At 60.6% G+C, this 13775-nt stretch carries 13 protein-coding genes and 1 pseudogene; 7 read left to right on the top strand and 7 right to left on the bottom strand.

Going from position 1 to position 13775, the window contains the following annotated elements; all coding sequences use genetic code 11:
• Positions 1–45: 45 nt before the first annotated feature.
• Positions 46–2247 carry an OsmC domain/YcaO domain-containing protein gene (locus tag C4K38_RS11675; protein ID WP_053278466.1) on the top strand — a complete coding sequence of 734 codons (2202 nt, stop codon included), beginning with the start codon at positions 46–48 and terminating at the stop codon, positions 2245–2247.
• A gap of 28 nt (positions 2248–2275) precedes the next feature.
• Positions 2276–2971, top strand: coding sequence for a tRNA (adenine(22)-N(1))-methyltransferase (locus C4K38_RS11670; RefSeq protein ID WP_053278465.1), 696 nt, complete (start codon positions 2276–2278; stop codon positions 2969–2971).
• A gap of 24 nt (positions 2972–2995) precedes the next feature.
• On the opposite strand, the gene C4K38_RS11665 is transcribed toward C4K38_RS11670, so the two are convergent.
• The gene (locus C4K38_RS11665) at positions 2996–4201 is read right to left on the bottom strand and encodes an MFS transporter (RefSeq protein WP_053278464.1); all 1206 of its coding nucleotides are present in this window, start codon (positions 4199–4201) and stop codon (positions 2996–2998) included.
• 155 nt (positions 4202–4356) lie between these two features.
• On the opposite strand from C4K38_RS11665, the gene C4K38_RS11660 reads away from it, so the two are divergent.
• Positions 4357–5280 (top strand): LysR family transcriptional regulator, encoded by a 924-nt coding sequence (locus tag C4K38_RS11660; RefSeq protein WP_053278599.1) that lies wholly within the window; start codon positions 4357–4359, stop codon positions 5278–5280.
• Between the two features lie 64 nt (positions 5281–5344).
• Here the strand turns inward: C4K38_RS11660 and C4K38_RS11655 are convergent, their stop codons facing one another.
• The 3 genes from C4K38_RS11655 to C4K38_RS11645 all read right to left on the bottom strand — a co-directional run bounded on the left by C4K38_RS11655 (position 5345) and on the right by C4K38_RS11645 (position 9747).
• Positions 5345–8182 (bottom strand): TonB-dependent receptor, encoded by a 2838-nt coding sequence (locus tag C4K38_RS11655; RefSeq protein ID WP_053278463.1) that lies wholly within the window; start codon positions 8180–8182, stop codon positions 5345–5347.
• 96 nt (positions 8183–8278) lie between these two features.
• Positions 8279–9244 (bottom strand): FecR domain-containing protein, encoded by a 966-nt coding sequence (locus C4K38_RS11650; protein WP_053278462.1) that lies wholly within the window; start codon positions 9242–9244, stop codon positions 8279–8281.
• A complete protein-coding gene (locus C4K38_RS11645) occupies positions 9241–9747 on the bottom strand; it encodes a sigma-70 family RNA polymerase sigma factor (RefSeq protein WP_009048295.1) in 507 nt (168 codons plus the stop codon). Before C4K38_RS11645 ends, C4K38_RS11650 begins: the two co-directional genes overlap by 4 nt.
• A 269-nt stretch (positions 9748–10016) precedes the next feature.
• Between C4K38_RS11645 and C4K38_RS11640 the strand changes: the two genes are divergently transcribed.
• From C4K38_RS11640 to C4K38_RS11625, 4 genes are all read left to right on the top strand, one after another.
• A complete protein-coding gene (locus tag C4K38_RS11640; RefSeq protein ID WP_053278461.1) occupies positions 10017–10319 on the top strand; it encodes a hypothetical protein in 303 nt (100 codons plus the stop codon).
• A gap of 275 nt (positions 10320–10594) precedes the next feature.
• The gene (locus C4K38_RS11635; protein ID WP_053278460.1) at positions 10595–10858 is read left to right on the top strand and encodes a hypothetical protein; all 264 of its coding nucleotides are present in this window, start codon (positions 10595–10597) and stop codon (positions 10856–10858) included.
• Positions 10855–11619 carry a Fic/DOC family protein gene (locus C4K38_RS11630; RefSeq protein WP_053278459.1) on the top strand — a complete coding sequence of 255 codons (765 nt, stop codon included), beginning with the start codon at positions 10855–10857 and terminating at the stop codon, positions 11617–11619. The genes C4K38_RS11635 and C4K38_RS11630 overlap by 4 nt, the downstream gene beginning before the upstream one ends.
• Before the next feature lie 229 nt (positions 11620–11848).
• On the top strand, positions 11849–12601 hold the full coding sequence (locus C4K38_RS11625; protein ID WP_053278458.1) for a carbonic anhydrase: 753 nt from the start codon (positions 11849–11851) through the stop codon (positions 12599–12601).
• 123 nt (positions 12602–12724) lie between these two features.
• Here C4K38_RS11625 and C4K38_RS11620 read toward each other — a convergent pair whose 3' ends face one another.
• From C4K38_RS11620 to C4K38_RS11615, 3 genes and pseudogenes are all read right to left on the bottom strand, one after another.
• Positions 12725–13147: a hypothetical protein gene (locus C4K38_RS11620; RefSeq protein WP_231998554.1), complete on the bottom strand. Its 423-nt coding sequence runs from the start codon at positions 13145–13147 to the stop codon at positions 12725–12727.
• Positions 13125–13229, bottom strand: a pseudogene (locus C4K38_RS32880) (polymorphic toxin type 44 domain-containing protein); the annotation flags it as partial. The gene C4K38_RS11620 and the pseudogene C4K38_RS32880, both read right to left, overlap by 23 nt.
• A gap of 43 nt (positions 13230–13272) precedes the next feature.
• On the bottom strand, positions 13273–13545 hold the full coding sequence (locus C4K38_RS11615) for a hypothetical protein (protein WP_053278457.1): 273 nt from the start codon (positions 13543–13545) through the stop codon (positions 13273–13275).
• Positions 13546–13775 lie beyond the last annotated feature (230 nt).

Raw genomic sequence — 13775 nt, 5'->3', positions numbered from 1 at the left:
GGATAATGGCCGCCATTTCGTTTTGCTCGTTATTCGGTGTTCCCCATGGAAATCAAGGTCAACTTTCTCGACAACCTCCGACTTGAAGCCAAGTTCGATGACTTCACGGTGGTGGCCGACCAGCCCATCCGCTACAAGGGCGATGGCTCGGCACCGGGTCCGTTCGACTATTTCCTGGCGTCATCGGCGTTGTGCGCGGCGTACTTCGTGAAGTTGTACTGCGATACCCGCAATATCCCCACCGATAACATTCGCCTGTCGCAGAACAACATTGTCGATCCGGAAAACCGCTACAACCAGATCTTCAAGATCCAGGTCGAGTTGCCGGTGGATATCTCCGACAAGGACCGCCTGGGCATCCTGCGCTCCATCGACCGTTGCACCGTCAAGAAAGTGGTACAGGCCGGGCCTGAGTTTGTGATTGAAGAGGTGGAAAACCTCGACGCCGATGCCCAGGCCTTGTTGATGCCGAGCGCGGGCTCGCACAGCACCTATATCGTCGGCAAGGACCTGCCGCTGGAGCAGACCATCGCCAACATGTCCGGCATCCTGGCCGGCCTGGGCATGAAGATCGAGATCGCTTCGTGGCGCAATATCGTGCCCAACGTGTGGTCGCTGCATATCCGCGATGCGCAGTCGCCGATGTGCTTCACCAATGGCAAGGGCGCGACCAAGGAAGGCGCGCTGGCCTCGGCCCTGGGCGAGTTCATCGAGCGCCTGAACTGCAACTTCTTCTACAACGATCAGTTCTGGGGCGAGGAGATCGCCAACGCGCCGTTCGTGCATTACCCGGACGAGCGCTGGTTCAAGCCGGGCCCCAAGGATGAGCTGCCCAGCGAAATCCTCGACCCCTACTGCCTGAAAATCTACAACCGCGACGGCGAACTGCGCGGCTCGCACCTGTTCGACACCAATTCCGGCAATGAAGAGCGCGGCATTGTTTCGCTGCCATTCGTGCGCCAGTCGGACGGCGAAGTGGTGTACTTCCCGTCCAACCTGATCGAGAACCTCTACCTCAGCAATGGCATGAGCGCCGGCAACACCCTGGCCGAAGCCCAGGTGCAGTGCCTGTCGGAGATCTTCGAGCGCGCCGTCAAACGCGAAATCATCGAAGGCGAGTTCGCCCTGCCGGATGTACCGGCAGAAGTCTTGGCCAAATACCCGGGGATTCTCGCCGGTATTCAGGGCCTGGAAGCCCAGGGCTTTCCGGTGCTGGTCAAGGACGCATCCCTGGGCGGTGAGTTCCCGGTGATGTGCGTGACCTTGATGAACCCGCGTACCGGTGGCGTATTTGCCTCGTTCGGCGCTCACCCAAGCCTGGAAGTGGCGCTGGAGCGCAGCCTCACCGAACTGCTGCAAGGTCGCAGCTTCGAGGGCTTGAACGATTTGCCGCCGCCGACGTTCGAAGGCCAGGCGGTCACCGAGCCGAACAACTTCGTCGAACACTTCATCGACTCCAGCGGCGTGGTGTCGTGGCGCTTCTTCAGCGCCCAGTCGGATTATGAATTCGTCGAGTGGGACTTCTCCGGCCAGGGTGAAGACTCTAATGCCCAGGAAGCCGCGACCTTGTTCGGCATTCTCGAAGGCATGGGCAAAGAGTCCTACATGGCCGTGTACGAGCACCTGGGCGCCACCGCCTGCCGCATCCTGGTGCCGGACTACTCGGAAATCTACCCGGTGGAAGACCTGATCTGGGACAACACCAACAAGGCGCTGTTTTTCCGCGCGGATATCCTCAACCTGCACAGCCTCGACGAGGATGAGTTGCAGGCGTTGCTCGAGCGCCTGATAGAAAGCGAGCTGGACGACTACACCGATATCACCACCCTGATCGGCATCGAGTTCGACGACAACACCGCCTGGGGCCAACTGACCATCCTCGAGTTGAAGCTGCTGATCTTCCTGGCCTTGCAGCAATATGAAGAAGCCAAGGAGTGCGTGGAGATGTTCCTGCAGTACAACGACAACACCGCCGAGCGTGGCCTGTTTTACCAGGCGATGAATGCGGTGCTGGAGATGGAGCTCGACGAAGATCTGGACCTGGCGGATTACGAAGCCAATTTCCGTCGCATGTTTGGCAACGAGCGGATGGATGCGGTGATTGGCTCGGTGAATGGCGATGTGCGCTTCTATGGCTTGACCCCGACCAGCATGAAGCTGGAAGGGATCGACCGGCACCTGCGCCTGATCGACAGCTACAAGAAGCTGCACGCGGCGCGGGCCAAGGTGGCGGCTGTTTCCAGATGATGACCGAGCCAAGGAAAAGGGCCTGCCGTTGAACCAACAGACACTGTCCCTGCGCCTGGAGCGCGTGGCGGCGCATGTGCCAGCGGGCGCGCGCCTGGCCGACATCGGCTCGGATCACGGCTACCTGCCGGTGGCGTTGCTACGCCGTGGTGTCATCACCGCGGCGGTGGCCGGTGAGGTGGCGTTGACGCCGTTCCACGCGGCCCAACGCACCGTGCGCGAAAACGCTCTGGACTCGAGCATCACCGTGCGCCTGGCCAATGGCCTGGCGGCGATCGAGCCGGAAGACGGGATCACAGCGATCAGCCTCTGCGGCATGGGCGGCGAGACGATCCGCGACATACTCCACAGCGGCAAGGCGCGCCTGAATGGCCAGGAGCGCCTGATCCTGCAACCCAACGGCGGCGAACAGCCCCTGCGCCAATGGCTGATGGACAACGGCTACCGCATCCTCTGTGAGGAACTGCTGCGGGAAAACCGCTTCGACTACGAAATCATCGTCGCCGAGCGCGCCGGGCCCGTAAGCTACAGAGCCAAGGAACTGTACTTCGGCCCCTTGCAGATGCAGGCTCGCAGCCCGGCCTTCCTGGACAAATGGCAGCGCAGGCTACGCCAGAAGCAAAAGATCCTGAGCCACTTCGCCCGGGCGCCGCAGGCCCTGCCCGAGGAAAAGGTCCGGGACATCACCCAACAGATCCACTGGATCAGCGAGCTGCTGGCCTGAGCCCGCTGACCGCCAGCGACACCTTCAGTCCCCCCTCCCTGCCGCTGCAGTGCCCGCAAGAGCAGCCCCCAGGAAGTACAGCATCCCGCCCGCGATAATGAACAGCATCAGCATGTAGAAGATGTAGTGGGCAGGCTGCGCCGCCAATACCATCCCGCACAGCACCGGCCCCAATGCCGCCCCCAGGTTGTTCAGGTTCTGCGCCCCGTAGTACATGCCCCGCAGATGGCTCGGGGCGATGTTGTCGATGAACATGTATTCGGCGGGGAACACGACAATCTCGCCGAGCGTGAAAATGGCCATGGCGATCACCCAGAACACCAGAGTGGTCGACAGGGCGAAGCCCGCCAACCCCAGGACAAACATCGCCAGCCCAGCGGCGAGCCACAGGCTCAAGTGTTGCTGGGAGATTCTTCTGCCGATGAGGTATTGCAGGCTGATCACCGTCAGGGCATTGGTCGCCACGATGCTGCTGATAATCCGGTAGGTGGTTTCGGCTGTGGTGGTCACCACCAGGTACTGCGACAGATAGGCGGTGAACTGGCCGAAGACCACGGCGCTGAGCAGCCCGCCCAGGGTAAAGCACACCAGCCGGCGATCGCGCAGCAACAGTCTGCCCACGGCCAGGAACGGCGCGGAGGGCTGGCTTGCCTCGACGCCAGCCAAGCCCCTGTCGCCCCACACGAAGTAGATAAAAAAGAACCCTGCGCCCAGCCCCGCGGACAACAGAAACGGCAGGCTGATATCCAGCCCGGCCAGTCCCGCGCCGAGAAAGGGGCCGACGGCATAGCCGATATTGGTCAGGGTGTATTTGATCGAAAACACTTCGCCCCGACCGGCGGCGGGGAGCAGGCTGCCAAAGCCTGATTTCACGGCGATATCGATGACCGCGTAGGCCAGGTTGATCAACACCAGGCACAGGTAGAACAGCCAGAGATCGCGCGCGACAAAGGTCCCGAGGAAACCCGCGGTGAACACGCCACTGCAGACCAGGATCAGCCGGTAGCTGGACATCCGGTCCACCAGGAAACCGCCATACAGGCTCAACAGCGACCCGATGATCAGCGTGCTGCCGATGACCAGGCCGATATCGGCGATGCTCAAATGGAAGTTGCCCGATAAATAGATGACCAGATAAGGCAGGGTGATCGCGCGGGCGAGGGTCAGGACCAGGGACGCTGAAAGCAGCAGGTTTACCGTCGTCGGATAGTTTCTTAGCGTGGCCAGCATCCTTGCCTCATCGTTATAGCCATCATTTTTGTCGGGTTCGCGCTTTGGCAATCGCTCGATAGCGGGTGCGGATCAAGCATACTGCTGAACCCAGCTCTCATTGCCGATGGTTTTTACCGCGAGCATGGAGCCAGATTCATGAATAAAGGATGTTTATGTTCTCCTCCGAACGCTTGAAGGGCATCGATGTATTTGTCTGCGTGGCCGAGTCCGGCAGCTTCACCGCCGCCGCCGAGAAAATGAACCTGACAGGCTCTGCCATCAGTAAAAGCATCGCGCGCCTGGAGGGCCGGCTGGGTACTCGCCTGTTCCAGCGGACGACACGACGGCTGTCGCTTACCGACGCGGGTATGACCTTCTATCGCACCTGCACTGGCGTGCTGGCCGACCTGGAAGAGGCCGAGCTTTCCCTCAAGGCCGAAGCCAGCGAGGTCCGGGGCAGTGTTCGCATAGACCTGCCAGGGGCTTTGGGTCGCGCCCAGGTACTGCCGATCCTGCTGCGCCTTGCTCAGGATCATCCGGCCCTGACTCCGCACATTTCCTTCTCCGACGGTTTCGTCGACCCGTTCAAGGAAGGCGTGGACATCGTTGTGCGCATTGGCGGCGCGGACGCCAGGCCCGACACGGTGGGGCAGCGTTGCCTCGCCCGTGAGCGACACCTCTTTTGTGCCTCCCCCGCCTATCTGGCCAGGCAGGGCATGCCCCTGACCGAGCACGATCTGCAGCAGCATCAGTGCATCGCCTATGGCTGGGTGGATGGAAGAATCAATCCCTGGAACTTCACCGACGACCAGGGCGCAACGACGCGCCGACAAGTCGCCGCCCAGCTCGTCGTGGGCAATGGCGAAGGCATAGTGACGGCGGTGATGGCGGGCTGCGGAATCGCGCAGTTGCCGTCATGGCTCGTCCAGCAACAACTGGACGAAGGGACCTTGGTGGAGGTGCTTGCCCAGCGGGCAACCGAAGGGATGCCGATCAACCTGGCCTGGATCAAAAGCCGTGAAGCGCTGCCCAAGGTCAGGGTCCTGCTGGAGGCACTGGTCGCGGGGCTGACGCCGATTGATGACGGCGACCGATGAGCGCTCCTCCCCCGTGACAAACGGCTATCGGTCAGCACCTGCCGCTAACCGATAGCCCCTGCCCTTAGAACTTCGTCAACACCCCCACCCGCAACGTCCGCCCCGGCGCCGGCATGAAGCTCTGCGCCAGCGGGTCCAGGTAATAGCGGTCGGTCAGGTTCTGCAGCGACACGCTGAGTTGAGTGTGTTCCTTCAACTTGTAGTTGAGGAACAGATCGAACAGCGCCACTTCGCGGTAGACCAGCTGCGGGGTGGTGGCACCGGTCTGCCAGTTCTCGTCGGCCTTGACCGTCGGGCCGGAGCTGTAGGTGGCGCGCCCGCCAAGGGTCAGGGCTTGGTCGAAGAAGCGCAGGCCCGAGGTCAGGTTCGCCGAGAAGCGTGGCGGATTCTGGGTGTTGGAGTAGGAGCCCATGAAGCTGCCCGGCGTACAGTCCGGCGTGTTGCTCAGGTCCCGATAGCGATTGCTGCTGGCCCGCAGCCGCGCGGCGAAGGCCGAGTCGCAGGTTTCGGTCTTCAGGTAGTAGGTGGACGAAAAGTCCGCGAACACCCGTCCAGCGTCATAGTGCGACTGCAGCTCCAGGCCGCTGGTCTTGTAGCTGTCGGTATTGCTGAAGCGCATCAGGCCCATCAGGCCCGGGCTCGGGTCGTAGTAGCGAGTGATGTAGTTCTTGATGCTGTTGTTGAAGTAAGCCAGCTTGATCGCCGCCGAGTCGTTGTCCAGCAGCAAGCCTTTGTGCAGGGTGCTGGCGCCGATTTCCCAACTGCTGGAACGCTCGGGCTTCAGGCCCTTGCCCGGCATGGTCTGCAATACACCCTGGCTGGTTTCAAACAGCGAGGGCATGCGCAGGCCCTGGGTGTAGGAGGCATAGACGAAGGTGTCCGGCGCCACTTCGAGATTGATGCCGAAGGCCGGGGCGAAGGCGCCGCCGCTGTTGCGGTTCTTTCCAGAATAGTCATAACCGCTGACCACCTCGCCGACCTCGGACGGATAGACCCTCGAGTCGGTCGCGCCGAAGTCGTTGTAGCGAATGCCCTCGAAGGGATAGTTGGTGTTCTTGAAGACAATCCCGTTGTTCAACCGCGGATCCGTGGCGTCGGTGTACTGCCCGTTCGAGTCCGGGAACCACATCATGTTGCCGTAGCTTTGCTCGTTGGAAACGCTCAGGTAACGCAAGTCGCGCTCCTCCCGGCGCGCCGTCGCATGGGCGACCTTATCCTGGGTGCGGTAGTAGGTGTAACGCCCGCCGCCCCACAGTGTCAGGCTGTCGATCGGTTTGTACTCCAGCTTGCCGTTCAGGCTGAACTCCTGCCGCTCCCCTTCGCGCAGCATGCGGTTGGCATTGATGTCGTGCTGGGTGGTGGCCACGCTTTTTTGCGGCCGCAGGTCCTCGACCTGGAACGACCCGCCCAGGTCCAGCTTGAAATCGCCATAGTCGCTCTGCATGTGCGAAATGTTGGCCAGGTCGCCACCAATGCGGCGGTCGGCCTGGCGGCTCCAGCTGCGATCCGAGCGATAGGCTTGCGAAGCCGGCGCTGCCACCGAGGTCAGCTGGCTGGTCTGCGCGTCGGTCATCCACAGGCTGGCCGTCAGGTCCACCAGCGGGTTGCCGTCGGGCAGGTAGTGGTAGCGCACGGTGTAGGTGTCGATCTTGGTATGGCCCAGCGGGTACTGGTAGATGCCACCGGTGCCGAAACGGAAAATGTCCGACGGCATGATCTCGCCGATGCGTCCGTCGTAGCGGCGGTAGCCCAGGTCGAAGCTGTGGCCGTCCGCCGGGCGCAGGGTGGTCTTGAGCAGGAAGGATTCGGTCTCCGCCGAGGAGTTCAGCACCTCCTCGCCGGCGTTATAGGTGGTGGCCACCGTCATCTCTTCACCGCCGTAACGGTCGTAGGTGCGATAGCGGTCCTGGCCCTTCTTGCCGGCGAAATAGTTGCCCTGGTTGCGGTGGGCATAGGCCGCCACCACATCAAAGAACTCATGGCTATAGGCGAACGCGGCACTGCCGGACTCGGCCTTCGAACCGAACAGGCCGCCACGGCTCTGGTGCGGTTCCGAGTACAGCTCCTCGGTCAACGAGTGGCTGTCACGCGATGCCGGAGCCACGCCGTTGTTCCACAGATCGCCCTTCAAGCGCAGGCCGATGTTCTTGCCGTCCTGCAGGATGTCCTCGACGCCGAGGGTGCGCATCTTCACCGTGCCGCCAATGGCGCTGGAGGTCAGGCTCGGGCCCTTGTCGATGGCGATGTCGCTGATCAGGTCCGGGTCGATGTAGCTGCGTTGCTGGGTGCCGGCATAACCGCGATAGACATCCAGCGCCTGTTGCGAGCCGTCGACGGTCACCGCCACCCGGCTCTGGCCCTGGATGCCGCGGATATTCACATCCAGGCCGCCGCCATTGCGGCTGTCGCCGACCTGGACCCCAGGCTGGCCTTTGAGCACGTCGCCGACCGAGATCACACCAAAACGCTGCATGTCCTCGCCGGAGATATACAGCGAGGATCGCGGTGCCGAATACACCTCCTTCTGTTCGAGGTCTTCGCCAACGACTTTCTGCGATGGCAGCACCATCTCCCCGCCCGCCCGATACAACTCGAAGCTGCCGTCCACCTGGCGCTGATAGCTCAAGCCGGTTCCCGCCAGCAACCGCGCCAGGCCCGCCTCGGTGCTGAAATCGCCTTGCAGGCCCTGGCTGCGCTTGCCTTCCGTCAGCGTGGCGCTGCCCGCCATATTGATGCCCGCCTGCACGCCGAAGCGCGACAGCGCCTGGTCCAGCGGGCCGGCGTCGATGCTGTAGTGCTGGCGCTCGCCAGCGGCGAACACAGCCGCGCCGCAGAGCGGCTGCAAGCTGAGGAAAAGCAGGCCAAAGGTGTGGGTACACAAGGCACGGGCGGGGAAAATCATGCAAGGCTCCTAGGGGTTGGCACCCACCTGTCCCGGTGGGTCATACCCAGAGGCCAAGCCAGATCGAAAAAACTATCGCCCCGGAGAAAAAAAGTTTCAGGCCGGCACCACAGTCACCCAATAACGGGTTCGTCGCTCGATGCGCACCGGCAGCGTATTGGCCACCAGCGCCAACGCGGCATCGGTGTCGTCCAGCTGGAAACTGCCGGTGACGCGCAAGGCCGCGACCTCTTCGCTGCAACGCAAAAGGCCCGGGCGATAACGCGAGAGTTCAGCCAGCAATTTATCCAGGCGCATGCGTTCGGCCGGCAAGATGCCCCGCAACCAGGCCTGGGCCATGAACAGATCGACGCGGCTCGGCGCCCTCACGCCCTGGCTGTCGACCCGGGTTTGCCAACCAGCCTCCAGCGGCACCGGCAGCCAATGGCGCCGCGCACTGACCTGCACCAGACCGCGCAGCACCGTCACCTGGGTGCCCTGCCGATCATGGCGCACCAGCAGATGGGCGCCACGGCTGTACAACACCGCGTCCGGGGTCAGCAGTTGCACGGCCGGTGATTCGGCCCGCGCATCCAGCGCCATTTCGCCCTCGATCAACTGCACCCTGCCCTGTTGTTGGGTCAGTTCCAGGTTCACCGCACTGGCAGTGTTCAGCCACAGCGAGCCGCCGTCCGCCAGGGCCCAGCGCCGACGCTCGCCGATACTGGTGCGATAAGTCGCCAGGGCCGAACGCACCAGAGTGGAATCCGCACCCTGCCAGGAAATCCCGCCGAGCAGCCCCAGGGCGAGCAGGCACTTGAGCACCTGCCGACGCCGCTGCGGATCGGCCCCGGCCGACTCCAGTGCCCGACGCGCCGTGGCATCGGCCAACAGATTGGCTCCGGGCTGCAACATCAGCGGCAAACTGCTGACCCGCTGCCAGGCGTACTCATGCTCGGCGCTCGCCTGCCGCCACTGCTGCAAAGCCTGGTGCTCACCATCACTCATCAGCCCGGACTGCGCCCGGACCATCCAATCGATGGCGCTATCCCGCACCCGCGGATCAACCACGGTGCCACTCATTCAAAACGGCTCGCGTAACAGACACTGAACGCCTTGCCCATGGCCCGCTGCACCTGGGCCACGCTCAAGCTCAACCGCGCGGCGATCTGCGGGTAGGTCAGGCCATCGAGCTGGGACAAAAAGAAAATCTGCCGCACCCGCGACGACAACCCCACCAGCAGCGAATCCAGCTGCAGCAGGGTTTCGATCATCAAATGCCGCTCTTCCGGCGAAGGCTCCTCGGCCACCGGCCGCGCCGCCAGGGCCTCCAGGTAAGCCCGCTCGATCGCCTGGCGCCGCCAGCGATTGATCAGCAAGCCATTGGCAATGGTCGCGAGAAACGCCATGGGCTGGCGCAACTCGCGCACATCCTCCTGCGAGCGCATCACCCGGACAAAGGTGTCGTGAGCCAGGTCCTCGGCATCGGCACTGTGCCCCAACCGTCGATGCAACCAGCCCCGAAGCCAGCCGTGATGGTTCGCATACAACCGGGCGACGGGCGAAGCAAAGCTGTCGTCGTGCATGTCAGATCCGCATTAATGATAATGCTTCTCATTTTAGAGTTTTGCGATGGGAGTTGTACAGCGCGGGGAATGTCGTGGCTGAGGTGAGCACCGCATAGCACATATGCCCTATAGGCGCCCCCCAAGCACCATGCTGAAATGAATCACTCCGTTGAGTCAGATTCAAAAGGGGGCGATTGGCCAAAATCCCCTGATTTACGTCTTCCGACCTGCCCCCTGTCGAGGATTGCTGATAACCAAGGGCGAAACACTATTAAGGAAAATATGCCATGAACAAAAACCATATCTTTGCCCCCGTGTTACTGCTGCTGGCGGGTACCTTGGCGGGTTGCTCGACCAACCCCAATGTCTTGCAAATACACAAGGTCACCGCGGAAACGATCGGCCTGGCCTCCACCGATGAACTCACCATGGGTCCCGTCACCAAAGGCAAGGAAGACTTTCTCGGCGGCTCGGAACTGACCTTCAAGGCCACCACCGCCAAGGGCCGCGTATTCAACTGCTCGACCTTCATGACCCCGGGGATTCTGCTCGATCCACCGAAGTATTCACGGCTTACTTGCACGAACTAAGCTGGCGGAAGCGGCTTAAAGCAAAAGGCCCCGACTTGTCGGGGCCTTTGTTTTGATCGGCCGGTAGATTGCCGGGATTCCACATAGCCTGATCTCAGGTCCGACTGCACGGCGACAACCCCACCGGCCACGCCGCCAAGGCTTCCAGGTAAGCCCGCTCGGCTCCCCCTCCCTAACGCCTCTTAACCGCCAAATCGAGGCGGTCGCAAGCTCGGCGCAGACGTAAACAAGTAGGCGTTGATGCTATGATTTGACGGCTAATGGAGGGTTATTCGATGAGCAAAACCGCCGCTGCTGGCGTTGCCAGTGAAGTTCGCAAGCTTGCCAAGGCTCACAAGGTCACCACTGAGCCTGACAGCATGAGTTGCATGGCTGTCACCATCACCCGCCTGGCCGGCGACTCGGTCGAGTTGGATAGCATTGAGCGATTACTGGTCAATCTGAAAAAGAAAGGTGTGCTGAGCAAGACGCAAACCCTTGCACTTCAGGAACGCTATCTCCAGGAAAAGAGACAGGCCAAAAAGAAACTTAGCGCATGAGCTTCGATCCTTTCGGTGATTTCGAAATGGCCGGCTATCTTCGAAATCATCAACGCCTCAAAGACCCTGTCGAAGTCAAAGAGTCCGAGCACTTTGTCTTCGAACTGAGTATCGAAGAGGCGCTTTCACACTTGGCCCGAAAGCGGCGACCTGACTACAAAGCCATCCTTAGGGTTCACAAGATCCTGTTTGGCGGGTTTTATCCTTGGGCTGGCAAAGATCGAAATCAGCTTGTTCCGCATCTCGCCGTATTCAAAGGTGCATTCGACGATCCACGCAGTACCGCCTTCGAGCGCCCTGACTTCATCAAAAGGTCCGTCGACTATGCACTTGAGCTGGCGGCAGACAAGAACAGGTTTCGGGAAAAACCTGGGGAAGTCATGGGCCAACTGGCATTCGCCCACCCCTTCCTGGACGGCAACGGACGCACCCTCCTACTGGTTTTCATGGAACTCTGCTACCGGGCCAGATTCGCCATCAATTGGTCCAGAACGAACAAAGATGACTACCTGCGAGCACTGAGCGACGAAATTCGGGAGCCTTGCCGGGGGCACCTCGACAACTACCTGAAACCTTTCGTTACGGCCATAACAAGCCGTGACGAGTGGCCACAGATGATCGGCGGCATTCGCGGTCTGGATGGACTCGACAAAGAAGACATCACCTACGAGAGCCTGGATAACCCGCAAGTCCAGCAGATCTACAAAACCTATCGGGCCCAGCTTCAAGACGCCCCGGCGGTGCCGGGGGCTGATGACTGAACCCGTTGCCCTCAAAACAATTCCGCTCTTCTCTCCTCCGCTTCATGGGTGCTTGCAAAAGCGTTCAGCGAGTCACGCAGTGTCCGAAGGTCACTCTTTGCAACCCTTCGAGGCCGCGGGAAACATCGTGTTACAGACCGTCTAGACTCCAGTATTCCAGGGCCGAAGGTTTCTGAAAGCCCTCCCAACGGCAGTCATTCCCATCGAGTCGACCTGAGTACACAACATCATGTGCGAATCATGTGATTCAAAACCCGCCGCAAACACCCACGATCGTCGTCGTTTTCTTCGCTTCGCCGGACTGGGGGCAGGCGCCCTGCTGATAGCCGGCGTATTGCCAGACAGGCTGGTCCATGCCGCCGAAAAAACCGCCGCGCCGCCCAAACCACAAAACGCCATCAGCCCCGACCAGGCCCTGCAAAGGCTGATCGAAGGTAATGAGCGTTATGTCAGCGGAAACTCAAAGACCCACGACTTCAAGGACGAGCGCGAAGCCCTGGTTTCCGGGCAGAACCCGTTCGTGGCGGTGCTCAGTTGCTCCGACTCGCGGATCGCTCCCGAATACGCTTTCGACACAGCCCGAGGCGATCTTTTCGCCATACGCGTTGCGGGCAACTTCGTCACCGGCGAAGGCCTGGCCAGCCTCGAATACGCCGTCGCGGTACTCGGCGCCCCGCTTATTCTGGTACTGGGGCATGAGAGCTGCGGCGCCATCGAGGCCGGCATAAAAGCAGTAAAAGACCACGCCGTTTTTCCTGGGCATATCCAGAAACTGACCGATGCACTCAAGCCCTCTATCGAGAAAGTGCTCAAGCAACCCGGGGCTCTGATGGAAAATGCCACGGTGCAAAACGTCAAGGACTCGGTCGCCAGCCTTAAACGGGCCACGCCACTGCTCACTGATGCGCTCGACAAAGGCAGGTTGAAAATCGTAGGCGGCATCTACCGCCTTGCCACCGGTAAAGTCGAGTTGATTGCCTGAACCGGACAGTGCGCATCGCCTGCCGATAAACCGAGAAAGAGCCCTGCGCGCCGGCTGGGCTCTGCTGGTTTTCGCCGCCTGGATAAACGACCGGGCTTGCACTGCCCGGTTGGGAATATCGTCTTATGGCTTTGCCCAGCCTCCTTTGCACTGATCCAATCGGTCCTCATCAGTACCAACTCCTTTCTCTGTGTCGATGTTCCCATTCAGGTCGAGATAGATATGGGTGTTCGGCCATTTTGGGGTGATGCTGACGCAATGGTGGCGGCCCTTTTCGCTCCACCAATCCAACTGCATGAAAAAGTCTTCGTCTGGAAATATAAAGCCGTTATCTGATGTTCCGCCTCCGGGTTGCATCCGTCCTTTATATATCCGGTTCTGCACGTTCCAGATGTACTTCAGCTCTTCCTTGCCGTTTTCGGCGTAGTGAACGGTTACTGTCGGCTCAAGAATGGTCTGCCCGACAAAAAACAATACCGGTAGTAACGGAATGAATAGCAGCCAAGCACATCCAGATCGCCCCTTACTCGCATTTGTGGTCGTCAATCCCTTCTCCCCAGTTTTCTGGCGGTACTGCTAGTACTTCGTCCATGACCATCTTCGCTGTTATCCCTCCGTTGGAGTGCTGGTTGGCGACCGGGCCTGCGCTGCCCGGTCGTTGGTTGTCGAGATTAAGCGTTCAGCGCCTGAGACTTATCGCCCAAGGTACGCAGCAGATCGCAGCCGTCACTGAGCAGCAGGCCGATGGCAAAGCGGATCTGAGCAACATCTTGAGCGCCGGAAGCACAGTCGAGGATTTCCAGCAGATTGCGGGCAGCGCCGATGCGTTGTTGGGCGCAGGTGTAGAGATCGGAGAGTGAGGCGTTGGCGTCCAGGTAGAGGACGGGGTGGTCGGTGTCGTTGCGGGTGAGTGGAATGAGGTTGCATGTTTCTGTGCGGGTCATTGATGAAGCTCCATGAGTATTCAAGCCCTGCCTCCGTCATCCAACCGGACAGAGGGTCGGTTGATAAATGAGGCGCTATGCACATAGTTTTTGGCCCGCGATGACCAGTCATCAGTCAGCAATGACGTGCTGAACTATAGAAGCGGTATTCGCTTAAGGACAGCTTTTACGTAAACGGTTGTTCGGTTTATCGTTTCAAAAATATGCCGTGATCAGCTTTTGAATGGCTG

The organism is Pseudomonas chlororaphis subsp. piscium, from assembly GCF_003850345.1.
Classification (GTDB): domain Bacteria; phylum Pseudomonadota; class Gammaproteobacteria; order Pseudomonadales; family Pseudomonadaceae; genus Aquipseudomonas; species Aquipseudomonas piscium.
This window is presented reverse-complemented; position numbering and strand designations above follow the sequence as displayed.